We start from the raw sequence: 23,175 nt of genomic DNA, 5'->3' as shown, positions 1-23,175 counted from the left end.
CACTTCACTCACTGTGGCCAGCTTGTGGCGGGACTTGCACCCGCAGGTGTGCGCCCATGCTGGGCGCACAAATGAAAAGGGCCTGTGACCCGAAGGTGACAGACCCCTGAATGACTGGCGCGCCCGGCAGGATTCGAACCCACGACCCCTTGGTTCGTAGCCAAGTACTCTATCCAACTGAGCTACGGGCGCGTCGAGACAGTGATAATAACATGGGTTTTGTCCGTGTCAAACCTGCCCTGCCCTCGCTATCCTTGCCTTGCCTTGCCTTGCCCTGCTCCGCCATCCCTGCACCCCGGCCCCCTGCCCTGAAGGTGTGGCGCAGCGATTCGCCGCTGCGCCGTCGGCAGCACCGCCAGCGTACCTTATACGCTGCATCGTATGTAACGTTTTTTGAATCAGTGCTGCCAATGGCCATGCAGAGCCGGCGGCTCATGTAGACTTCTACCCAATGCCGGCCCGACCGCCTTCTGGTGACGGACTGACCCTGTTTTCCGGTACGCGACCCGCACGGTTGCCGGCGCCGGAACGGGCCAGCCGTTTCCGTGCTTTCAGGCGTGGCCCAGCCCGTTGCGCGGCGCCTTTCGGCGCTGCCCCCTGCGGCATGGTCCCCTACCCGGGCCGCCGGCATCCGCCCCTGCCTGTTGCCGGGGCCCGGCGCCACTGCCAGGCCCCCTGCCGGTCATTGCCCGGCCGGATGCCCGGATCCTCCCGTGAACCTTCCGAAGGAAAGTGGTTTGAACCTGAACTGGAATGATCGCCCCCTGATCACGACTTCAACACGTGGCGTCTTCGCCGAAGCCATTTCACCGTTCACCGACGACGGTACCCTGGATCTCGACGGCATCCGGGCGCAGATGGACTTCCTGGTCGCCTGCGGGGCCAGCGGCGTACTGCTGCTGGGCGCCCAGTCCGAAGCCGACAAACTGACCAACGACGAGCGCCTGTCCGTGGTGCGCGCCGGTATCCGCCACCTGAATGGCCGCATCCCGGCCATCGTCGACATCTCTTCACCCGGCATCGACAACATGGCCCTGATGGGCCGCCGGGTGATGGACGCCGGCGCCGCCGGTGTGCGCATCAGCCCGGACGTGACGCTGCGCACCGACGAAGACATCTACAACTACTTCGAGCGGCTCAGCGAACGGCTGGGCGAGATCCCCTGGATCCTGCATGACCAGCCGGCCGTCAACGGCGTCAACATCGCCGCGTACCTGCTGATCCGCATGCTGCAGGATTTCGAGCATCTGGAGGGCCTGTGCCAGGGCCGTGCCTCCGGCCTGAACAAGACGGTGGCGCTGCGCGATGCCGAAACCAAGGGTGTGCGCCGTCTGGCCATTTTCGAGGGCAACGAGGGGCTGCACTTCCCGCAGGCGCTGGACCGCGGTGTGGATGGCGCCTTCACGGCCTTTGCCTGGCCGGAAGCGCTGATCAAGCTGCAGGAACTGTTCGAAGCGGGCAAGCGCGACGACGCCGAGGATGTGTTCGACGCCTATCTGCCGCTGATGCGCCACCAGCAGCAACTGATCATCGGCCCGGCCGTGCACAAGCAGCTGCTGAAGGTGCGCGGCGTGATCCGCAGCGCCCGCCTGCGGGAGCCTGCCCGTACGCTGGATGCCGCCGAAGAGGCCGACATCGAGAAGCTGGTACGCCGGATGGACCGGCGCACACGCCAGCTGGGCATTGGACTGCCGGTGCACTGGCCGCAGCGCTGATATTCCCATGGCAGGGCCACAGGCCCTGCCTGCAGTCCACGGGCCGTTACACCGCGGCGGTCATTTGCCGGCGGCCGCCCCGGAACCGGCCGGCTCCGGCTGCCTGCCATCGACCGGCTTTCCATCCGATGTCCCTGCATCGACCGGTTTCGTGTCGGCTGCCTTTGCCTCGGCTTTCCTGTCCGTCTCCACCCGCACCTGCCGGGTCACGCCGTTCGGCCCGGGGAAGTCCTGAAAGAGGGCCTGAATCAGGTAGGGCACGGCATTGTTGAGGGCGCCATCTTCGGAATCGGCCACGACCGTTCCCTCGTACAGGCGCGCAGGCCGCCCCGGAACGGGCTGGGTACGGGTCAGTGCCAGCTTGAACTGCTTGCGGTAGACGGTGCGCTGGTAGGTGGAATAGCCCACCAGGTCGTAGCCGTAGATGGGTACCGATTCCCAGTAGCTGACCACCTGGCCGTTGGCATCGGTGCGGTCGTGACGGACCTGCCGGTAGCCCTGAAAGACGTAGGCGTAATTGGGCTGGCTGTAGCTGACCGGACGGCCACCATCGACCATGTAGTCGAGCGCCACATCCACGTCACGGCGAGGTCCGCCGGCTTCCTTCATGCCATGGGCCAGCAGCTCGCGACGCACATACCCCGCATAGGTCTGGAATTCGAGGCTTTCGGCCTGCTGGGGTGCCGGCGCAAAGCGGAAGCTCAGGCCCGACAGTGGCTGGTCTTCCTGGTGATAGGCGGTGACTTCGGCCCCGAAATAGCTGGCACACCCACCCAGCAGCAGCGCAGCGGCAAGCGCGGACAGCCGGGCGGCCATGCATGCCGGCCCGCGTGTGCCGGCGCCGGATGCGCAGGAAGCTGCAGACACGCCCGTGACGGCGTGCCGATGGCAGCCAGTGGCGGGCAACGGTGACGGCGACAGCGACGGTGACAGAGAGGTATTCACGGCAGACTGCATCGGATGCGTTTTCATCTCGTGATTTCCAGCAGACAAAGTCGGGAGCGACATGCCCCCTGTTGCAATGATAGAGCGTGTCATGGACTTCATCGGTACCCACGCCGGCTCCCGCCGTGGACGGCCCGGCCTCGGGCAGCAGGACAGCGCCCCAGCCAGAAACGCGGGGCCGGCACGATGCGTTGACCCCGGCCGTGACTGATACAGCCGTCCGGTACGCCAGTCCCGAGCAGGCCGGGGACGAACAGGTTCATGACACGCTCTATACTGCGGAGCACACCCGGCCGGACACCGTCCGTCCCGTTTCATTCACCCAGGCTTCGTTCCCCCGCTTCGTTCACCCTGCCCCTTCCTGCCATGACCGATTCTGCAACCCATCCCGCCTCCACCCCCGTCATCGAACTGCACAGCTTCCACGCGCTGCGACCGGGACCACGGGTGCTGGTGCTGGGCGGCGTGCACGGCAATGAAACGGCCGGGCCAGTGGCCATCCGGCAGATTCTGGCCGAATTCGCCGACGGCCGGCGCCAGCTGCAGCGGGGAACGCTGAGCTTCGTGCCGGTGGCCAATCCGGTGGCCTGGGCCGCCGGCCGCCGCGAGGGCGACCGTAACCTGAACCGCGACTTCCGCCCCAGCCTGTCGCCGGAAAACGCCGAGGACCGCATCGCCAGCCGGTTGGGCCCCATTCTGGCCAGTCACGACGTGCTGGTGGATCTGCACACCTTCTCGGCCCCTGGTGTGCCCTTCGTGTTCTTCGGCCCCGTCAACAATCAGGACGAGCTGGAGCCCTTCGCCCACGCGGCATACGAGGAACGGCTGGCCCAGGCCATCGGCCCGCAGCGGCTGGTGTACGGCTGGCTGTCGGCCTACGCCAAGGGTGTGCGCCGGCGCCAGAACGGCAGCATTGCCTATGGCATTGGCACCACCGAATACATGCGCGCCCATGGTGGCTATGCGGTGACGGTGGAATGCGGCCAGCATCTGGATCCGGAGGCACCGGCCGTGGCCCGTGCCGCCATCGACAACACGCTGCGGCTGCTCGGGCTGGGCGGTCTGGCGGATGAAGACGGAAAAGATGCCCGCGCCGGCACTGGCGGCGACACCTGCTGCGGCAAGGAGCTGATCGAACTGTACGACGTGTTCGACCGCCACGACCTGCAGGACCGGTTTGCGCGTGAATGGCGCTCGTTCGACCGGGTGGCCGCCGGTGAGCCCATTGCCTTCCGGGCCGACGGTCAGGCCATCCGTGCGCCGGAGGACGGCTACGTGGTGTTCCCGAACCCGGGCACACCGCCGGGCCGGGAGTGGTTCTATTTTGCCCGGCCGGGGCAGCGGTACGCCATGATGTAATGACCCAGCGGAACCTGCGCAGTTCAGGCCACCCGACAGGAGCCCGTTCAGCGGTGGGCTGACGGGCGGATTGTGGGTTGTTCAGGACCGATTCGCTATTTTTTCGAAGCCAGTCCGAAGCGGTCGTCCGGGTCGGCCATCCGGGCCACCTCGGGTGGGGTGATGGGCGCGATGTGCACGCCGGGGATCTGGTTGAACTCGTTGACCATCTGGCCTGCCCAGAGGCCGTTCCAGACGGTTCCGGCATGACCATCGCCGATCACGGCGTTCCAGGGCTCATCGCCCTGGGTGACCCCCACCGCCCGGCTGCCGCCCAGTCCCACGGACTTGTAGGCCGGCTTGCCGCTGGCGTCGCGTGCGCCGAAACGGTTGCGGAAGAAGGCCCGGTCGTCGAAGAAGCGCACGCCATCGACCCGGCGCGCCAGGTTGCGCAGGCGGTCGTCATAGGCGTCCATCACCGCCGCAATGTTGGTCTGCTCCTGCGCCGACTGGAACTTGCGGTGCAGGGGCGGCCAGTCGACATTGTTCAGGATCCCCACCAGGATGATGTTCAGCTTCGGATGCTGCGCCTTCAGACTGGTCACGGCCTCTGTCACGGCATCACCGCAGGCCTGGACCCGGGCCAGCGCAGCGGCATCTGCCCCCGTGCGGGCGAAGGTGTCGAGATCGGCCTTCTTGCCCAGGCTGTTGATGCCGATGCGGATCACCACCACGGCGGGCACGGCTTCCCAGCCCTTGGGGTCACGCGCCATCTCGGCCAGCAGCAGCGGTGCCTGACCGCGGGTACTGTCGGTCAGCGCCTCGCAGCCGGCGCCACTGATGGCGAAGTTGTAGCGGAAATCCTGCTTGTGCTGCCGCACGAGGCTGCCCAGCAGGTGGCGGCGCAGCCACGCACCGACCCCGCTGCTGCCCACCTCGCCAAAGGGCCCCTGGTCGATGTCCATCGGACGCAGCTGGCCGAGGATCTCGGTCCACTGCCAGGTGCTGGCCTGCTGCTCCCCACCCCGCGCCTCGGAAGTACCGTAGTTGAGCGTTGCGGCGTCGTGGAAGGCGTGGCTGTCGGAGTCGCCCAGCACGGCCAGCCGGATCTGCGGCCGCACGGGTTGGCTGCCATTGAATGAAGACATGTCCTGGGTCCTGTTCGTGGCCGGAGAAGGGGCAGATGGGGTGGCCGATGCCTGCGGCGCAGACGACACCGGCGCACCGGATGCCGCAACGGCCGGCGGCGACGCCAGCAGCCCTGCCAGCACCGCGGCGGACATCCCTAGCAGAAGTTTTCCATGAATGTGTATCAAATGGTTGGATGGTCGGCGATGCCCGGACACGCTAGCATTGCCCAAGCAGCGGCCACCCGGGGACGTCATCGTGTCCTGAAGAACACGAAACACACCACTGGCCCTATGTTCAAAACCGATCATGCGATTACAGGTTGATTGTTGGACTGAATGTCCTACCCTCGGGGGAGGACCGTAAATCATCCGGCATTCTTCTGACCTCACCGGATTCTCACCGCAGTGGCTTCCATCTCGATCAAGCTTCCCGCCAATCTTGCCGAAGCGCTTGCCAGTACCCCGTGGCAGCATGAGCAGCGTCTGGTTCCCTGGCTGGCAGCCTGGATACTGGCCGACCACCGCATCGGCAACACCCCGCTTCCCGATGAAACCCGGAGCACACCGGATGTTCTGGTGCTGGCCCGCGAACGCCTGGCCCGCGACCGGCACGGCAACCGGATGGTCTGGACCGGTGAAACGGGGCTGGCCGAATTCGTCGAGGGCAGCGAAGAAACGCCCCCGGCGGCGCAGGCGTACGACCCGGTCGGCCCCCTCGGGACCGGCTCCCGTGATCATGCCACCCCGACCGGTGCGGCACCAGCGACACCCGGTAAAAAAGCTGACATTTCGCTGCGCTTTGCCGGTGAAGACGTAACCATCGGTTCACCATCGGGGCGGTACGACACAGTGGCACTGCACGGCTGGCGGCGCTTCCTGCGCCATCTGCTGATCGAGCTGCTGCTGCACGACGCCCAGCCACTGGGCCAGTTCTCCAATCTGGCACACAGCATCCAGCCGCTGATCCTGCAGACCTGGTCGGGCCCGACCGATGGCGAGTCACGCCTGCCACAGGCCACCGTCATCGACCGCTTCGAGCTGCAGTGCCAGCGCCATCCGAAGGCGCTGGCCGTGCGCATGCCCGGCGAGAACGGCGTGAGCTGGACGTACGAGACGCTGCACGACATCTCGGTGCGCCACACCACCCGTCTGCAGGCGATGAACGTGGGCGCCGGCGACCGGGTGGCGATGCTGCTGTCGCGTCGCCCCGAGAGCATTGCGCTGATGCTGGCCATCCTGCGGCTGGGCGCCATGTATGTGCCCATCGACCCGGCCAGTCCGGCGCAGCGGCTGACGCTGATGCTCGAGGACAGCCAGCCCGCCCTGCTGCTGACCGATGCCCACACCCTGCCCTGGCAGCAGGAACTGGCCGTGCAGCGGGACATTCCGATCTGGAACATCGATACCGACCCACGCGAGGAGCGCAGCAACGAAACGCTGATCACCGAGGACACCGTGCCCCAGCTGTCCGAGCAGCTCTCGGAACAGACGCTGATGCGCATGGGCAACTCGGCGCGGCACGGGGCCTATGTGATGTACACCTCCGGTTCGACCGGAACGCCCAAGGGCGTGGTCATTCCGCACCGCGCCATCGTCCGGCTGGTGTACCGCCAGTATTACGCACCGCTCAATGCGCGGCTGGTGATGCTGCATGCGGCCCCGCTCGCCTTCGATGCCTCGACCCTCGAAATCTGGGGGCCGCTGCTCAATGGCGGCACTTGCGTGATCCACCCGCAGGCCATCCCTACGGGCACGGGGCTGGCCGCCACCATCCGCGACGAGGGCGTCAATGCGGCCTGGCTGACGGCGGCACTCTTCAACCGCGTCGTGGACGAGAACCCGCTGCATCTGCAGGGGCTGCGCACGCTGATGACGGGCGGCGAGGCCCTGTCGCCACGCCACGTGCGCAAGACACTGCAGGCGCTGCCCGGGCTGCAGCTGATCAACGGCTATGGCCCCACGGAGACCACTACCTTCGCCGTGACCGGCCCGGTGTCGGAACACGACCTGGCCACGCACAGTTCGGTACCGCTGGGCCGTCCGATCAACTGGACCTACGTGCGGGTGCTCACCCCCGCCGGCGAACCGGTACCGCCGGGGCTGACCGGCGAACTCTACATCGGCGGCCCCGGCCTTGCCCTGGGCTACCTGAACCGCCCGGACCTGACCCGCGAGCGCTTCGTGCACGACCCGTTCGGTCAGGCGAACGACATGCTCTACCGCACCGGCGATGCCGTGCGCTGGCTGGACGATGGCCGGCTCGAGTATCTGGGCCGGCTGGACGGGCAGCTCAAGATCCGCGGTTTCCGGATCGAACCGGGCGAGATCGAGGCCGTGCTGTCCGGACATCCGGCCGTGGCCAGCGCCGCCATCACGGACGAGACGCCCCCCAATGGCGAGCGCCGTCTGGTGGCCTGGCTGGTGGCGGCAGCGGGCCAGACGCTGCCCGATGACGATGCGCTGCGCGATCACTGCCGCGCCCGCCTGCCCGTCTACATGATGCCGGCCCGCTTCGTGCATGTGCCGGAGCTGCCGATCACGCTGAACGGCAAGCTGGATCGCCGGGCACTGCAGGCCATGGAAGACGCAACCACCCGGCCGGATCCGGCCAGCAGGACGGCCGAAGCGGCCCAAACGGCCGCGATGCCCGCCGTTCAGTCCCCCTCCCCCCGGCAGGAAGGCGCCGGTCTCCCCCCCGAATTGGCGGGTATTTCGGAGACAGCGGCTACAAATCGCGCCAAAACCCTTACAGAAGACACGGGCGTTACAGGTGGTGACGTAACCTCCACCGAGGCCGGATTTGCACTTTCCAGCAAAAAGATACAGTCGGGTGTAGCAGAAGACACAAAATCGGCTGTCAGCGTAGCTTCTGTCGACAGCATGGCCCTGCGCGCCCTGGAGCAGCAGGTGGTGGGCCTGCTCAAGCCGGTGCTGGCCATCGACCGGCTGCAGGCACACGACAACTTCTTCGAGGTGGGCGGCTCCTCGCTGCTGGCCGCCCAGGCGCTGGAAGTGCTGCAGCAGCACTTCGGGCCGGTGATCGGCATCGAGGATTTCTTCGGCGAGCCCACGGCCCGTGCCTTCGCCGCCCGCATCGCGGCCAGCCGGCCGGAGCTGGTGGCCGCGCCCTCCCCGTCGGCGCCGGCAGGCACGGCCTCTGCGGCACCGGAGTCACCGGCAGTCGCCACACCCCGGGATCATGCCGAAGACCGCGCCATCGCCATCATCGGCATGGCGGGCCGCTTCCCCGGCGCCAGCAGCATCGAGGCCCTGTGGCAGAACCTGCTGGACGGCGTGGACGGCATTCGCCACTTCCGTCCGGAAGAGCTGGATCCGTCACTGCCGGCCAGCCTGACCAGCGACCCGGACTACGTATCGGCCCGCGGCATCCTGGACGATGCCGGACGCTTCGATGCCGCCTTCTTCGGCATCGGTCCGCGCGAGGCCGAGCTGATGGACCCGCAGCAGCGCATCTTCCTCGAACTGGCCTGGCAGTGTCTGGAGCACGGCGGCCATGCACCGCGTGACGGCGACCGCCGCATCGGCGTGTTCGCCGGCATGTACAACGCCACCTATTTCCAGCGCCACCTGCAGCATTACCCGGAAAAGATCGCCGGCCTCGGCGAGTTCCAGGTGATGCTCGACAACGAGAAGGACTACATCGCCACCCGTACGGCCAACCGGCTGAACCTGCAGGGACCGGCCATTTCGGTGCACACCGCCTGCTCCACCTCGCTGGTGGCCATTGCCCAGGCCGTACTGGCCCTGCGGGCGGGCCAGTGCGAGATGGCGCTGGCCGGCGGTGTGGCCGTGACGGCACCGGTCAACAGCGGCTACCGCTACGAGGCCGGTTCGATGCTCTCGCCCGACGGCCGTACCCGCAGCTTCGATGCGGATGCCCAGGGCACCGTGTTCTCCGATGGCGCGGCCGTGGTGCTGCTCAAGCGCCTGGCCGATGCCCGCCGCGACGGCGATACCGTCTACGGGGTGATCCGGGGCGTGGCCGTCAACAACGATGGCGGCAACAAGGCCAGCTTCACGGCGGTGAGCCTGGACGGCCAGCATGCCGTGATCCGTGCCGCACTGGCCGATGCCGGGGTACCGGCCCGCAGCATCCAGTATGTGGAGGCACACGGCACCGCCACACCGATGGGTGATCCGGTGGAGGTCCGGGCGCTGACCCGCGCCTGGCGCGAGGAAACATCCGACACCGGTTTTGCCACGCTGGGCTCGCTCAAGAGCAACATCGGCCACACCGTCATTGCCGCCGGCGCCTCGGCCACCATCAAGACCCTGATGGCCCTGCAGCACCAGCTCATTCCGGGCACCCTGCACTATCGCAGCCCCAACCCCGGCCTGCAGCTGGAGAGCAGCCCGTTCCGCGTCACGGCCGAACACACGCCGTGGCCGGTCACGCCCGGCACGCCGCGCCGTGCCGCCGTCAGCGCCTTCGGCGTGGGCGGTACCAACGCGCACATCATCCTGGAGGAAGCCCCGGCCGATCTGGCCCCGGGTGCGCTGCCGGCCGGCAACGACGCCCACCCGGACAGCGGAGTGACTCACCCGGCCAGTGACGCCTCCCGGGTGCACGCTGCCGGCGACGCGGCCCTGCCCGGCACCGACCCGGCTGCCGGCGGCGACACCCCGACGCCCGCGGTACCGCATGCACTGCCGCTGAGCGCGGCCACGCCCACCGCCCTGGCCACCCAGCGCAGCCAGCTGGCCGCTTACCTGCGGCAGCTGGTCGCCGGGCCGGACGCCACGGGCGCACCGGCTCCGGGCCAGGCAGCGGAAGGGACCCGCGACGCAGGGGGCACAGGCCATGCAACAAAAGGGAGCAGTGCCGCGGAGGGCACCAGCCACGCTGCCATGCATTCTGCCGACGCACTGCTGCCGCACATCAGCTTCACGCTGGCCCATGGCCGCAGCCCGCTGGCCCACCGTCAAGTGGTGCTGGCCCGGACCATTGCCGAAGCCATCGCCGCACTGGAAAAACCGGCCAGTCCCGACCATGCAGCGGCGAAGGCAACCGGCCAGGGGCCGCTCGTCTGGCTGTTCTCCGGCCAGGGCGCCCAGTACGCCGGCATGGGACGGCAGCTGTACGAACAGGAACCGGTCTTTGCCCGCGCCTTCGACGAGGTGGCCGAAGCCATCGGCCCGCTGCCGCAGGCCGCCGAGGACAGCCGGGCCTGGCTGGACAACCTGATTCCGGACGGTCTGCTGACCGGAGCGGCCGATACCGGCACCCAGAAACACGCGTCCGCCAGCAATCCCGCCCGCCACGAAGCCCCGGCCGGCCATGCCAGCCCGGCGCCCCGTGCCGACCTGCGCACGCTGGTATTCGAGGGCAGCGAGGCCGATCTGGCCCGCACCGCCCTCACCCAGCCCGCCCTGTTCGCTCTCGAATACGCGCTGGCCCGGCTCTGGCAGCATCGTGGCCTGCAGCCGGATGCGGTACTCGGACACAGCCTGGGCGAGTTTGCCGCCGCCGTCATCGCCGGCGTCATGTCCCTGCACGATGCGGCGCGGCTGGTCGCCCTGCGCGGGCAGCTCATCCAGGGGCTGCCGGCCGGCATCATGCTGGCGGTACAGCAGTCGGCAGAAGCGATTGCCCCATGGCTGCCGGACGATGTCTCGGTGGCCACCATCAATGCCCCCGAAGCCTGTGTGGTGGCCGGTCCAGCCGTGGCCATCGACATGCTGGCCGCGCGGCTGGATGCCGAGGGCATCGGCCACCAGCGGCTGAAGACCTCGCACGCCTTCCACTCGGCCATGATGGAGCCGGCCGTCTCGCCCTTTGCACGGGCCGTGGCCCGGGTGTCACTGTCGGCCCCGCGCATCCCGGTCATCTCGGGGCGCACCGGCCAGCCGCTGACCGACGCGGAAGCGACCGACCCGCAGTGGTGGGCCGACCAGCTGCGCGATACCGTCCGCTTTGCCGACGCGGCGCGCACCGCGCTCGCCCGGCATCCGGGCGCCAGCTTCCTGGAGATCGGCCCCGGCCGCATCCTGGGCAATCTGGTCCGGCGCACGGCTGCCGGCATCGCCGCCGAAAGCGCAGCGCAGGAGGCAGCCGGGGCATCATCCGGTCCTGCGGCCACCGCCGATGGCCGGGGCATCGCACCAGCCACGGACAGCACCCCCACGACGTCGGGCACGCCCCGGCATGCGGGCGCCAGCGGCAAGGCAGGCGCCCAGGCCGGCAGCTTCATCAGCAGTCTCGGCAGCCAGCCGGAGGACGAGGGCCTCATGCTGGCCCGCGCCGATGCGCGGATGTGGTGCGAAGGCCGCCTGCCACGACTGGCCCCCGTGCCGTCGCACGGCCGCCGCCTGCCGCTGCCCACCTATCCGTTCGAAGGCCGCGACTACTGGCTGCCGGCGCCCCCGGCAGGCACCCAGCGGGCGCCGTTCGGCGCATCCATGCCCGGTGCAGGTCTGCCTCCACTGGCAGGCGCTGCCGCCAGTGCGACCAGTGCGACCAGTGCGACCAGTGCGACCAGTGCGACCAGTGCGACCAGTGCGACCAGTGCGACCAGTGCGGCCGGTGCGGCCCCGGTACCGGCCTCCGGCGACCGCCAGGCCCTGATTGCCGCCGCGCAGGCCGCCATTGCCGCCCTGCGCCAGGCCCTGCAGGCATACCAGGCCAGTGTCGCCGCCCTGGGCACGACCCCGGCAGCCAGCACAGGCACGGCACCGGCAGGCACCACGGGCGCAGCACCAGCAGACAGCGCGGATACGGCGCAGGCAACCGCTGCGGGCACGCCCCCGGCAACCACTGCCGACCCAGCCTCCGGGCCGGCGTCCGCCGCAAATACCGCCACCCACCCCGGGACGGCGCATGGCGCGCCCCCGGTCACGACACCGGATGCACCGTCGGCTCCGACGGCATCCTCCTCCCCTTCAAACCAATCAAACGAACTGCCTCCCAAACCATGAGCACCAACGACCGCCAGGCGAGACTGCACCAGGAACTCGCCGACACCATCGACGAAGTCTGTGGCATCACCATCGGCGAAGCCGACCGTGAGAGCGCCTTCGTCGATCTCGGGCTCGATTCGCTGCTGCTGACCCAGCTGGCCCTGCAGATCAAGCGCCACTTCAATGCGCCGGTCAGCTTCCGGCAGCTGATGACCGACCTGCCCACCCCCAGCGCCGTGGTCCAGCATCTGGACAGCGTGCTGCCCGCCGATGCCCTGCCGGCCGCCCCGGCGGCCCAGGCCCCTGCCGCCGGCCAGGCGGCCTCCGCGGCCCCCGCCGGCCAGACCGCCCAGATGCCACTGGTGGCGCAACCGGCCCAGGTACCCGTGCTGGCGGCCGCCGTGCCGCCCGGTGCCGTCGACAGCGTGTCGTTCGTGCTCAGCCAGCAGCTGCAGCTGATGGAGAACCAGCTGCGCCTGCTGACCGGCCAGCCCCCCGTCCTGCCAACCCAGGCCGTCGTCGGCACCACCGAGGTGGCCACGGGATCCACAGCGCCGGCCAGCGCCCCGCAGCCCGCGGCGGCAGCGACCGGCAAGGCTGCCGGCACCCCGGGCGGCGATACCGACGAGAAGCCCACCGACGACCCGAAAAAGGCCTTCGGCGCCATCGCCCGCATCTACCGCCAGCAGGCCGAGGCCCTGACGCCCCGGCAGGAGGCCCGGCTGGATGCCTTCATCAAGCGCTATGTGGACCGCACCCGCGCCTCGCGCGATCACACGGCCCAGCATCGCCCGCACTCGGCCGACCCGCGGGTGGTCAACGGTTTCCGCCCCCGCCTGAAGGAGATGATCTACCAGATCGTCATCGAGAAATCGAAGGGCTCGCACCTGTGGGACCTCGATGGCAATGAATACGTCGACGCCCTGAACGGCTTCGGCATGAGCCTGTTCGGCTGGCAGCCCGACTTCGTGCTCGAGGCCGTCCAGCGCCAGATGGCGCTGGGCTACGAGATCGGCCCGCAGCACCCGCTGGCCGGCCCGGTCACCGAACTGGTCTGCGAGATGACCGGCTTCGACCGCGCGGCGCTGTGCAACACCGGTTCCGAAGCCGTGATGGGCTGCGTGCGCATCGCCCGGACCGTCACCGGCCGCGAACGCATCGCCGTGTTTGCCGGCTCGTACCACGGCATCTTCGACGAGGTGATCGTGCGGCTGGGAGCCCGCGGCCGGGCGCTGCCGGCCGCCCCCGGCATCATGCCGAACACCGCTGCCAACGTCGTCATCCTGGAGTACGGCGATCCGGACGCCCTGCAGTGGGTGCGCGACAACGCCGACAATCTGGCCGCCGTGCTGGTCGAGCCGGTGCAGAGCCGCCGTCCGGACCTGCAGCCGCGTGAGTTCCTGCACGACCTGCGCCGCATCACCGAGGAATCGGGTTCGCTGCTGATCTTCGACGAAGTGGTCACCGGTTTCCGTACCGGCCCGGGCGGCGCCCAGGCCCACTTCGACATCCGTGCCGACCTGGCCAGCTACGGCAAGGTCATCGGCGGCGGCTTCCCGATCGGCATCATCGCCGGCAAGCGCCAATACATGGACGCCCTGGATGGTGGCGCCTGGCAGTATGGCGACGATTCGATCCCGACCGTGGGCGTGACCTACTTTGCCGGCACCTTCGTGCGTCACCCGCTGGCACTGGCCGCCTGCCACGCCGTGCTCACCCACCTGAAGGAGGCTGGCCCGTCGCTGCAGCAGCAGGTCAACGACACCACGGCCCGGCTGGCCGGGCAGCTCAATGCCTTCTGCGAGGAGCACGGTGCGCCGATCCTGGTCAAGCACTTCGCCTCGGTCTGGCGGATCGTCTTCACCGAAGACCACCCGTACCAGGACCTGCTGTTTGCCCAGATGCGCAACCGGGGCATCCACATCCTCGACAACTTCCCGTGCTTCATGACCACGGCACACACGGAAGCCGATGTGGAGGCCATCCGCAAGGCCTTCTGCGACGCCGTGCTGGAACTGCAGGCCGACGGCTTCCTGCCCGGCAAGACCCCGCAGAAGGACACGGTCAGCAAGATGGATCCGAACGATCCGCCGGTACCCGGTGCCCGCCTGGGGCGCGACGCCAGCGGCAAGGCCGCCTGGTTCGTCGCCGACCCGGAGCGGCCGGGCAGCTACATCCAGCTCAAGAACGATCACTGACCCCTGCGTGCCAACCGCATGACACACGGCCCGCGTGCCCCGTCCGGCCGCTGCACCGCACCCGGCGCAGCAGCCGGATGATCCGAAGGCGCGGCCCCGCCGGAACGACCCTTCCGGCACGCCCCCGGCACCAGCGCACTCACGCACGTGTCGCGTCTCCGGCCACCGCCTGACCCGTGCAGGCCGTCCGGACCGCCATACCGCCCCCATCCGAGAAAGACATCATGAGCCACGAATCCAGCCAATCCTCCTCCCTGCCCGCCGGCCTGGTGGGTGTTGCGGTGGATTTCGACCCCTTTGCCACCGACGCCCCGGTCATCGAACGGGTGATCATCCCCACCGATGCGCAGCGCGAGGTGTGGCTGGCCGACCACATGAGCCAGGAAGCCTCCCTCGCCTACAACGAGGCCGTCGAGCTGAGCCTGAAGGGGCCGCTGGATGATGCCGCCATCGCCCGCCTGCGGGAGGCCTGTCGTGCCGTCTTCGCGGCCCACCAGGCACTGCGGGCCGTGTTCAGCGACGACGGCTCGGAAATGCTGATGCAGACGGTCAGTGCCGCCCCCCTGGTCTTCGAGGTGACCGACCTGCGCGGCCAGGATGCCACCACCCGCGCCCGCCGGCTGTCCGACTGGCGCCAGCAGGTGGTGAGCGAACCCTTCGATCTGGGGAAAGGTCCGCTCTTTCGGGCCCACCTGCTGCGCATGGCCGATGACCACGGCGTGCTGCTGCTGGCGGCCCACCACCTGGTCTGTGACGGCTATTCGTTCGGTCTCGTGCTGCGCGATCTGGCCCGCGCCTTCCGGGGCGAGGCGCTGGCGCCCTCGTCCTACACCGACTACGCCAACAATGAGGACCAGTTCACCAGCTCGGCCGATGCCGGTGCCAACGTGCAGTACTGGACGCAGCAGTACCAGCAGGACGTGCCCGTCACCGACCTGCCCACCGATCACCCGCGCCCGGCCCGCCGCCAAGTGGCCGCCGGCCGCATCGACCATCTGGTTCCCGCAAACGACTTCGCCCGCCTGCAGCAGGCCGCCCGCAGCCTGCGCATCAGCCTGTTCTCGTTCCTGCTCGGTGGTTTCGAACTGCTCATCTCGCGCCTGACCGGCAGCGCCGACGTGGTGGTGGGGGTACCCGCCGCCGGCCAGCTGGCGGCCGAACTGCCCGACATCGTCGGCCACTGCGTGAACCTGCTGCCGGTGCGCAGCCGCATCGACACGAAAGCCACCAGCGCCGACTGGCTGGCCGGCGTGCAGCGCGAGCTGCTCGATGCCTTCGAGCACCAGCGCTTCACCTTCGGCACGCTGCTGCGCCACCTGGCCCTGAAGCGTGATCCGTCGCGCCTGCCGCTGGTTTCGGTGATGTTCAACCTCGACCAGCGACTGGATCCGGCCATGGTGAGCCTCGACGGCTTCGAGACGCATGTCACCAGCGTGCCGCGCCGCTTCGAGAACTTCGAACTCTTCTTCAACCTCACCCCGGTCGACGAGGGGCTGCGCATCGAATGCCAGTACAGCACCGCGCTGTTCGACGATGCCAGCATCCACCAGTGGCTGCAGAGCTACGCCGCGCTGCTGCTCTCCATGGCCGAAGACCCGCAGCGTGCCGTCGGCGCCCAGGCCGCCCTGAGCGATGCCCAGCAGACGCTGCTGGCCGGCTGGAACGACACCGGACGCCCGCAGAGCCTGAACCGCACCCCGGTATCGCTGATCGACCGCATCGGCGCCACCCAGCTGCGCAAGCTGGCCGTGGCCGATGCCCGGCACCAGCTCAGCTACCGTTCGCTGCTCGACGCCAGCCACCAGCTGGCCGAACGCCTGCAGCAGCGGGGCGTGGGCCCGGGCAGCCTGGTGGGCCTGTGCCTGACCCGGGGCGTGGCCATGGTGGTGGCCCAGTGGGCCGTCTGGCGTGCCGGAGCCGCCTATGTGCCGCTGGATCCGCACTTCCCGCAGGACCGGCTGGCCTACATGGCCGAAGATGCCGCCCTGGCCCTCGTGCTGGCCGATGCCGACACCCTGGAGGTCTGCCAGGCCTTCCAGTGGCCCGCCGAAAAGACGCTGACCATCTCGGCCGAAGAGATCATCTACGACCTGCCGGCCGAAGGCGCCGTGGAAACACACCTCGACCGCTCGCAGCCCGAGGCCACCGCCTACGTGATCTACACCTCCGGCTCGACCGGCAAGCCGAAGGGGGTGGCCGTGCCCCACCGGGCCGCCGCCAACCTGCTGCTGTCGATGGCCCGCCGGCCGGGCATCCGTGCCAGCGACCGGCTGCTGGCCGTGACCACGCTGTCGTTCGACATCGCCCTGCTGGAACTGGTCACACCGCTGATCGCCGGGGGCACCGTCTACGTGGCCGACCGGGACGACACCGGTGACGGTTACCGCCTGGCCGAACGCCTGTCCCAGTGGAAGATCAGCGTCATGCAGGCCACACCGGGCACCTGGCGCCTGCTGCTGGCCGCCGACTGGAAGCCGTCCGCCGGCTTTCGCGCGCTGGTCGGGGGCGAGCCCCTGCCGCTGGACCTGGCCCGCGAGCTGACCGCCCTGCCGCTGACACTGTGGAACATGTACGGTCCCACCGAGACCACCGTCTGGTCCACCTGCTGGCAGGTTCCCCCGCAGCCGCAGCACATCCGCATCGGTGGCCCCATCGACAACACCCACATCCGCATCGTCGATGCCGATGGCATGGACGTACCGTTCGGCGCGGCCGGCGAGATCCTGATCGGTGGCGAGGGCGTGGCCCAGGGCTACCTGAACCGGCCGGAGCTGACCGGAGAACGCTTCATCCCCGACACGGCCGCCCCCGGCCGCCGCATCTACCGCACCGGCGACCGCGGCCGCTGGCGCCACGACGGCACGCTGGAGCACCTGGGCCGGCTCGACCACCAGGTGAAGGTACGCGGCTACCGCATCGAGCTGGGCGAGATCGAAGCGGTCCTGGGCCAGTTCGACGGCATCGCCCAGGTAGTGACCATCGTCCGCGAGGACGTGCCCGGTGACCAGCGTCTGGTGGCCTATCAGGTCGCCGCCCAGCCCGAAGCCACCCCACGCGAGGCCAGCCGCAGCGAAGCCAGTGCCCTGCGTGCCCACCTGCGCAAACAGCTGCCGGACTACATGGTGCCGCAGCACTTCGTCTGGCTGCCCGCCTTCACCCTGCTGCCCAACGGCAAGATCGACCGCAAGGTACTGCCCCGTCCGGACCAGCTCGCGCGTGGTGACGCCACCCCGCCGGCAGCCGCTGCCGGCACCCCCGGGTCCACCCCGGCCGCAGATGCCACGGCAGCCGGCACGGTCGCCACGGCAGACCCGGCTGCCACCGCAGGCACGGCAGGCACGGCAGGCGCGGCTGCAGCGGCTTCCGGCACGCCAGCCGGTGATGGCACCCCCGGCCATGATGCCCCAGCCGGCCATGGCACATCTGCAGGCCATGGCACCGCTCCAGGCCAGGGTACCCATGCCGGCCAGGGCATCCCTGCCTGGCGTGACACCCCGGCCGCAACACCTCCGGACCTCCACCGGGTCCGGCAGCTGATGGCCGAGTACCTGCGCCTGCCGGACCTGCATGCCAACGACGACTTCTTTGCCAGCGGCGGTCATTCGCTGCTGGGTGCGCAGCTGCTGCAGGCCCTGGGGCGCGAGTACGGCCTGAAGATCCCGCTGGCCACCCTCTTCGAGGCTCCCACCGCCCATCAGCTGGCCGACTGGCTGCAGTCCGCCCTGGCCGCCCGCACACCGGCTGCCGGCTCGCCGGCCCCTGCGACGGCCTTCGGCGCAGACACCGGCGCCCATGCAGGCACCGGCCATGCCGCAGGGGCGGCCACCGCGGCCTTCCCGGCAGATGCGGCGCCTTCCGCTGGACATCTCCCTGCTGCCGGACAGGCGTTCCATGACGCGGCGCGTCCCCACGACGGCGTCGCCCCCCATGCGGGCGCCGATGCCATCTACACGGGGTCCGACATCCTCACCCGCCGCGAGGACCGCCAGCATGCGCCGCTGTCGCTGATGCAGCAGCGCCTGTACTTCCTCGAATCGATCACCCCGGGCACCCCGGTCTACAACACCCCGTCGGCCCACCGCCTCACCGGCGAGATGAACGAAGCCGCCTTCCAGCGTGCCTTCGACCAGCTCTGCCAGCGCCAGCCGATCCTGCGCACCGTCATCCGCACCGATGACCAGGGCATGCCGCAACAGACCGTGCTCGACAGCCTGGATGTGCCACTCTTCCCGGCCGTGGACCTGGGGAACCTGTCCGGCCAGGCCCAGGAAGAGGCGCTGCGCGAGGCCATCGACTCGCTGGCGCAGGAACCGATCCCGCTGCACAGCACCCCGCTGTTCCGTACCCGCATGTTCCGTCTGGCCGAAGACCGGCACGTCTGGTTCTTCATGCCGCACCACATCATCTGGGACGGCTGGTCCTTCGACCTGCTGTATCAGGAAATGGCACGGCTCTACGAACACCAGCTGGCCAACCCGGGCGCCGACAGCCCGCTGCCGCCGCTGGCCGTCGACTATGGTGACTTCGCCCTCTGGCACCACCGCTTCCTGCAGAGCGACGCCCTGCAGCAGCAGGTGGACCACTGGCTCGCCCGCCTCGATCCGAAGCTGCCCCCGCTGGACCTGCCCGCCGACCGCGAACGTCCGGCCCGCATGAGCGGCCTGGGCAGCACCGAATGGCTGTACCTGCCCGAACGTCTGGTGGCACGCCTGCGCGAACATGCCCGCCTGCAGCACAGCACGCCGTTCATGACGCTGCTGTCGGTCTGGGCGCTGCTGCTGCACGGCCTGTCGGGCCAGCCCGCCGTGCGCATCGGCACGCCGGTGCGGGGCCGCGAGCTGCCCGAGCTGGAAACCATCATGGGCTTTTTCGTCAACGCGCTGCCGCTGACCATGCGTTTCGAGAAGCCGCCGGTGGAAGATGCAGCCGCCGCCGCTGCGGCGCGCGTCGCCCCCATCGGCCAGACCCGCACGCTGGTGCCCGCCACGACCTCCTCCGCCGCCACCGCCCCACGCTCGCCGCGCGAGCTGCTGGAGCAGGTGCGAGCCCTGGTCATCGAAGCCTTCGGAAACAGCGACGTACCGGCCGACCGCCTGCTGCAGGCGCTGGGCCCGACCCGAGACGAATCGCGCCCGCCGCTGTGGCAGGCCTTCTTCTCCTTCCAGGAGGCCACGGCACGGCAGCTGCAGTGGGGTAACCTGCACGACCAGCCCCTGTACGTGCTGCAGCCCGGCACGGCCGAGGACATCGGCCTCTGGTTCCTGGCCAACGGCAACCACATGGTGGGCGGGCTGCAGTACAACACCGACATCTTCGACGCCCTGCGCGTGCGCCAGATCGCCGAGGCCTACCAGCTGCTGCTGACCCGCTGGCTCGATACCCCCAGTGACACCCCGCTGGCCAAGCTGCTGGCCTGCATCCCGTCCAGCGTGCTGATCGGCGTGTCCCATGCCGACCGCGCGGACGAGACGCCCGCGGATGGCGCAGGCGACACGGGCAGCAAGGCAGGCGCCAGGACCGCCACAGCGGCCGCAAGGCCAGCAAAAGGCGCCGGTAGCGATACCGTCCGCTCCGACGGGCACGCCCACGCCGCTCCCGGCGATGCACAGACGCTCGGCCATGTGCCGGGCATCGGCGAGGATGTCGGCATCGAGGAAGATCCGGCCACGGCTTCCGAACGCCATGCGGCCCAGCAGACCGTCCACGCCGGACAGGTCCAGTCGGCCCACGGTTCGGCATCCGGCCAGACCGGGGATACCGGCACCGCCTCCCCGGCCGGTTCACCAGCAGCCACGGCCGCACCGGATACGGCAGAAGCACCGGGCACCCCGGCTGCCGCAGGTGGCACCGAGATGGAAGGCATCCTCTCCGAAGTCTGGGGCGACCTGCTCGGCACCGATGACATCCGTCCGGACGACAACTTCTTCGATCTGGGCGGCCACTCGATGCTGGTGATGCAGGCCATCGCCCGTATGGAAGTGCGCACCGGCCGCCGCGTCAATCCGCGCCGCTTCGTCTTCGAGACCCTGGCCCAGGTGGCCCGTGCCTACGACGAGGCACCGTACGCTTCCGACCAGCCGGACGATTCGGCGGGCAAAAAGGGTGGCGGGCTGATGTCGCGCATGCTGGGCGGCCTGCGCAAGAAAAAATAGACTGCGCAGGACAGCACACCGAACCGGCAGGCTGGCCCTTTTGCACCGAACGAACCAGGAGATGCACCATGCTCACCGTCATCACCGACGCAGCCAGCCTGGCCGCCGCCCAGCAGCAGCTGGGCGCGCAGCTGCAGGCGGCCCTGAACCAGGCCAGCGAAGGTACCGTGGCCGGCCCCGGCGGCGGTTTTGCCGCCACGCTGCACTACGGCCCCGCGCTGGACCTCTGGTACGTGTACCAGGCCCTGGGCAACAGGCATTTCAACGGCTTCGGCACCGGCGCGCCACAGTCCGGGAAGAAAATGTCGCTGGCCGCGGAAATCAATTTTCCGGTCGAGGATCTGTCCCGCGCCATCTCCGGCGTCTTTGCCCGTGACGACGCGGGACGCACCCACGTCCTGCACCGCGGCAAGATCCGCGGCGGCAAGGCGCTCTTCTTCCAGCACTATCGGGGCACACGGGTCGAGGCCGACGATGGCGGCAAGCCCGATACCTTCGCGCTCATCGGCACGCTGGACGATGCCGGCTTCCCGCAGCAGATGCGGGACTTCGTGCAGGAAATCCTGCGGATCAAGGCTGCGGCGAAATAGGGCGGGTCGCAGACGCGTGCTTCTGTGGCCCCGCCGGCCCGTCTTGCACGCCCAAAGGAGACCTCGCTGGGATGGATGAGTCCATGACACCCGCTACATGCGCCATGATGCCGGTCTGCCCGGGCGCCACATCATCGGCCAGCACGTGGCGGTCCGGATAATCGCCCCCGTTCTGCCGGCGATAGGGAATGGGCGCATCGGTGAACAGGTTCTCCAGACGCTGCCGCCACGCCATCGTCGCCCTGTCGGCGACAGATGCATCCATCCGGCCCGTGTCATAAACGGCAAAGGTGGGCAGCACGGCCATGCCCGGATAGAACAGTGCGCCGTGTGTTACCGGAAACAGCAGCTGCTCCAGCGGGCCATTGATGCCCCGCGGTGAATAATCCTTTTCCGGGCCACCCACCGACACGGCCAGCAGGGCACGCTTGCCGGCAAAACCGCCTTCACCATAGCGATGTGCATTGCCGGCATCCCCGTACCCGTAGGCCAGCCCATAGGCCCAGACCCGCTCGATCCAGCCCTTCATGATGGCCGGCATGCCGAACCACCAGAGCGGAAAGACGAGAATCACCGCGTCGGCTGCCTGCAGTTTTGCCTGCTCGGCCTCGACATCGGCCGTCTGGCAGCCCTGGGCAAAGGCATGGCGTGATTCATCGATGAACGACAGCCGCTGTGTATCGAGGCGCTGCGGAAAATCGTCTGCATCGAAAACGGCCTTCCACTGCATGGCGTACAGGTCGGACTGCAGCACGGTGTGCCCCTGTCCGGCAAGTGTCCGTTCTGCCACCGTGACCAGATGGCGGGTAAACGAGGTCGGCTCCGGGTGTGCATGCACCAGAAGGATCGTCCGCGGGCGGGCTGCCAGCGTAGCCTTGCCCATCATCCTGTCGCACACCGGCACATTTTCCGGCATTGCCGTTTCCATGGGTAGCGCCCCTGGAATGCCACTTCCCGCGACGCCGCCGTTCACGATACCGTTTTCCGTCATGCCACTATTCATCGTGCCGTTGTTTTTCATCATTTCCGTTTTTCACCGTTCTGCATGCGTTCGTGATGCCCACATGGGCCATGTTGCACCGGATTTTTCCTCTTCCGGCTGACTTGCCAGTTTCGGGACCCGGCAACCGCGCATGTTCCGCGCCTGCTTCTGCAAATGCGTCTGCGGCCGGCCCCATCCCTGCACGATAGGCGCCCTTGCGCTATAGTGAAAATGAATTTTCGGAATGACAGATATTGCCATGGACAATCCCCTGCGCCGCATCGACCTGAACCTGCTGGTCACGCTCGATACCCTGCTGGCCGAGCACAGCGTCACCCGCGCCGCAGAACGGCTGCATCTGGCGCAGCCCACGGTCAGCGTGCAGCTGGCACGCCTGCGCCGGATCTTTTCCGATCCGCTGCTGCTGCCCGGCCCGCGCGGCATGCGCCCGACGGCCCGTGCCGATGCCCTGCGCGAGCCACTGCAGCAGGCACTGGCCGATCTGGCACTGGCCGTAGCGCCTGCTGCACCCTTCGACCCCGCCCATGCGCAGCAGACCTGGCGTATTGCCGCGTCCGACTATGCCGCCATCACGATCATCCAGCCCATTCTCGACACCCTGAGAAGGCAGGCTCCCGGCATCCGGCTGGCGCTCGTCAATCTGGAGCCCCCCGCCCTGGCACGGCAGGCCGAACAGGGGGACATCGACCTCGTCTTTCACACGCCGGATGACTCACCCCCTGGCCTGCGCAGCCGTGCCATGTTCACCGAACACTATGTGCTGGCCGGGCGCCGCGATCACCCCCAGCTGAAACGTCGTCCCACGCTGGCCCGGTTCTGCCAGCTGGAACATGCCATCGTCTCGCCGGACGGAGGCGGCTTTCTGGGGGTGACCGACCGCATACTGCAACGGCAGGGGCTGTCCCGCAACGTCGTCCTGTCAGTCCCGCATTTCGGCACGCTGCTGTCCGTGCTGGCCAGTACCGATCTGGTGGCCATGGTGCCATCGCGGCTCGTGCAGCATCAGGCCACCCTGCGCGTACGGCCCGCGCCGCTGGACATCCCGGGCTTCGACATGCACATGCTCTGGCCCGAGCGGCTGCACCGCGATGCAGGCCACCAGTGGTTGCGGGAATCGATCGCACAGCATGCAGCCTCATAACAATCGGGGGAGCAAACGCCCCCGGCACCGCCATGTACACTCTCC

The 23,175-nt window shown here is 68.7% G+C and carries 11 protein-coding genes and 1 tRNA gene; 8 read left to right on the top strand and 4 right to left on the bottom strand.

Annotated elements, in window-relative coordinates; genetic code table 11:
• Positions 1–115: 115 nt before the first annotated feature.
• Positions 116–192: transfer RNA gene (locus EHV23_RS03925), tRNA-Arg, on the bottom strand.
• Positions 193–713: 521 nt separating this feature from the next.
• On the opposite strand from EHV23_RS03925, the gene EHV23_RS03920 reads away from it, so the two are divergent.
• Positions 714–1,715 carry a dihydrodipicolinate synthase family protein gene (locus tag EHV23_RS03920; protein WP_158615828.1) on the top strand — a complete coding sequence of 334 codons (1,002 nt, stop codon included), beginning with the start codon at positions 714–716 and terminating at the stop codon, positions 1,713–1,715.
• 60 nt (positions 1,716–1,775) lie between these two features.
• On the opposite strand, the gene EHV23_RS03915 is transcribed toward EHV23_RS03920, so the two are convergent.
• Positions 1,776–2,660 carry a DUF4136 domain-containing protein gene (locus EHV23_RS03915; RefSeq protein ID WP_158615827.1) on the bottom strand — a complete coding sequence of 295 codons (885 nt, stop codon included), beginning with the start codon at positions 2,658–2,660 and terminating at the stop codon, positions 1,776–1,778.
• Positions 2,661–3,026: 366 nt separating this feature from the next.
• Here EHV23_RS03915 and EHV23_RS03910 point away from each other — a divergent pair, with 366 nt between their 5' ends.
• A complete protein-coding gene (locus EHV23_RS03910) occupies positions 3,027–4,019 on the top strand; it encodes a M14 family metallopeptidase (RefSeq protein ID WP_125094799.1) in 993 nt (330 codons plus the stop codon).
• A gap of 95 nt (positions 4,020–4,114) precedes the next feature.
• Here EHV23_RS03910 and EHV23_RS15185 read toward each other — a convergent pair whose 3' ends face one another.
• Entirely contained in the window at positions 4,115–5,146 is a 1,032-nt protein-coding gene (locus EHV23_RS15185; protein WP_158615826.1) for a GDSL-type esterase/lipase family protein, read from the bottom strand.
• Here EHV23_RS15185 and EHV23_RS15180 point away from each other — a divergent pair.
• The 5 genes from EHV23_RS15180 (at position 5,145) to EHV23_RS03885 (ending at position 20,986) form a co-directional block, all read left to right on the top strand.
• Positions 5,145–5,303 (top strand): hypothetical protein, encoded by a 159-nt coding sequence (locus EHV23_RS15180; protein ID WP_158615825.1) that lies wholly within the window; start codon positions 5,145–5,147, stop codon positions 5,301–5,303. The genes EHV23_RS15185 and EHV23_RS15180 overlap by 2 nt on opposite strands.
• A gap of 230 nt (positions 5,304–5,533) precedes the next feature.
• Positions 5,534–12,064, top strand: coding sequence for a polyketide synthase (locus tag EHV23_RS03900; RefSeq protein ID WP_158615824.1), 6,531 nt, complete (start codon positions 5,534–5,536; stop codon positions 12,062–12,064).
• Positions 12,061–14,244: an aminotransferase class III-fold pyridoxal phosphate-dependent enzyme gene (locus tag EHV23_RS16360; RefSeq protein WP_125094796.1), complete on the top strand. Its 2,184-nt coding sequence runs from the start codon at positions 12,061–12,063 to the stop codon at positions 14,242–14,244. The genes EHV23_RS03900 and EHV23_RS16360 overlap by 4 nt, the downstream gene beginning before the upstream one ends.
• Before the next feature lie 224 nt (positions 14,245–14,468).
• Positions 14,469–20,396, top strand: coding sequence for a non-ribosomal peptide synthetase (locus EHV23_RS03890; protein WP_125094795.1), 5,928 nt, complete (start codon positions 14,469–14,471; stop codon positions 20,394–20,396).
• Between the two features lie 68 nt (positions 20,397–20,464).
• On the top strand, positions 20,465–20,986 hold the full coding sequence (locus EHV23_RS03885) for a restriction endonuclease (RefSeq protein ID WP_125094794.1): 522 nt from the start codon (positions 20,465–20,467) through the stop codon (positions 20,984–20,986).
• Here the strand turns inward: EHV23_RS03885 and EHV23_RS03880 are convergent.
• Positions 20,967–22,010 carry an NAD(P)H-dependent oxidoreductase gene (locus EHV23_RS03880; RefSeq protein ID WP_338034482.1) on the bottom strand — a complete coding sequence of 348 codons (1,044 nt, stop codon included), beginning with the start codon at positions 22,008–22,010 and terminating at the stop codon, positions 20,967–20,969. The two genes, EHV23_RS03885 and EHV23_RS03880, sit on opposite strands and share 20 nt — an antisense overlap.
• A gap of 202 nt (positions 22,011–22,212) precedes the next feature.
• On the opposite strand from EHV23_RS03880, the gene EHV23_RS03875 reads away from it, so the two are divergent.
• Positions 22,213–23,130: a LysR family transcriptional regulator gene (locus EHV23_RS03875; RefSeq protein ID WP_203228862.1), complete on the top strand. Its 918-nt coding sequence runs from the start codon at positions 22,213–22,215 to the stop codon at positions 23,128–23,130.
• Positions 23,131–23,175 lie beyond the last annotated feature (45 nt).

The organism is Lautropia dentalis, from assembly GCF_003892345.1.
Lineage (GTDB): Bacteria > Pseudomonadota > Gammaproteobacteria > Burkholderiales > Burkholderiaceae_E > Lautropia > Lautropia dentalis.
The sequence above is the reverse complement of the archived record's forward strand: the minus strand, read 5'-3'. Positions and strand labels throughout refer to the sequence as shown.

Bases quoted from the DNA above. Each gene is read 5' to 3' on its own strand.
- EHV23_RS03910 (WP_125094799.1), top strand. From the start codon at position 3,027: ATGACCGATTCTGCAACCCATCCCGCCTCCACCCCCGTCATCGAACTG.
- EHV23_RS15180 (WP_158615825.1), top strand. From the start codon at position 5,145: ATGTCCTGGGTCCTGTTCGTGGCCGGAGAAGGGGCAGATGGGGTGGCC.
- EHV23_RS15185 (WP_158615826.1), bottom strand. From the start codon at position 5,146: ATGTCTTCATTCAATGGCAGCCAACCCGTGCGGCCGCAGATCCGGCTG.
- EHV23_RS16360 (WP_125094796.1), top strand. From the start codon at position 12,061: ATGAGCACCAACGACCGCCAGGCGAGACTGCACCAGGAACTCGCCGAC.
- EHV23_RS03890 (WP_125094795.1), top strand. From the start codon at position 14,469: ATGAGCCACGAATCCAGCCAATCCTCCTCCCTGCCCGCCGGCCTGGTG.
- EHV23_RS03885 (WP_125094794.1), top strand. From the start codon at position 20,465: ATGCTCACCGTCATCACCGACGCAGCCAGCCTGGCCGCCGCCCAGCAG.
- EHV23_RS03880 (WP_338034482.1), bottom strand. From the start codon at position 22,010: ATGATGAAAAACAACGGCACGATGAATAGTGGCATGACGGAAAACGGT.
- EHV23_RS03875 (WP_203228862.1), top strand. From the start codon at position 22,213: ATGACAGATATTGCCATGGACAATCCCCTGCGCCGCATCGACCTGAAC.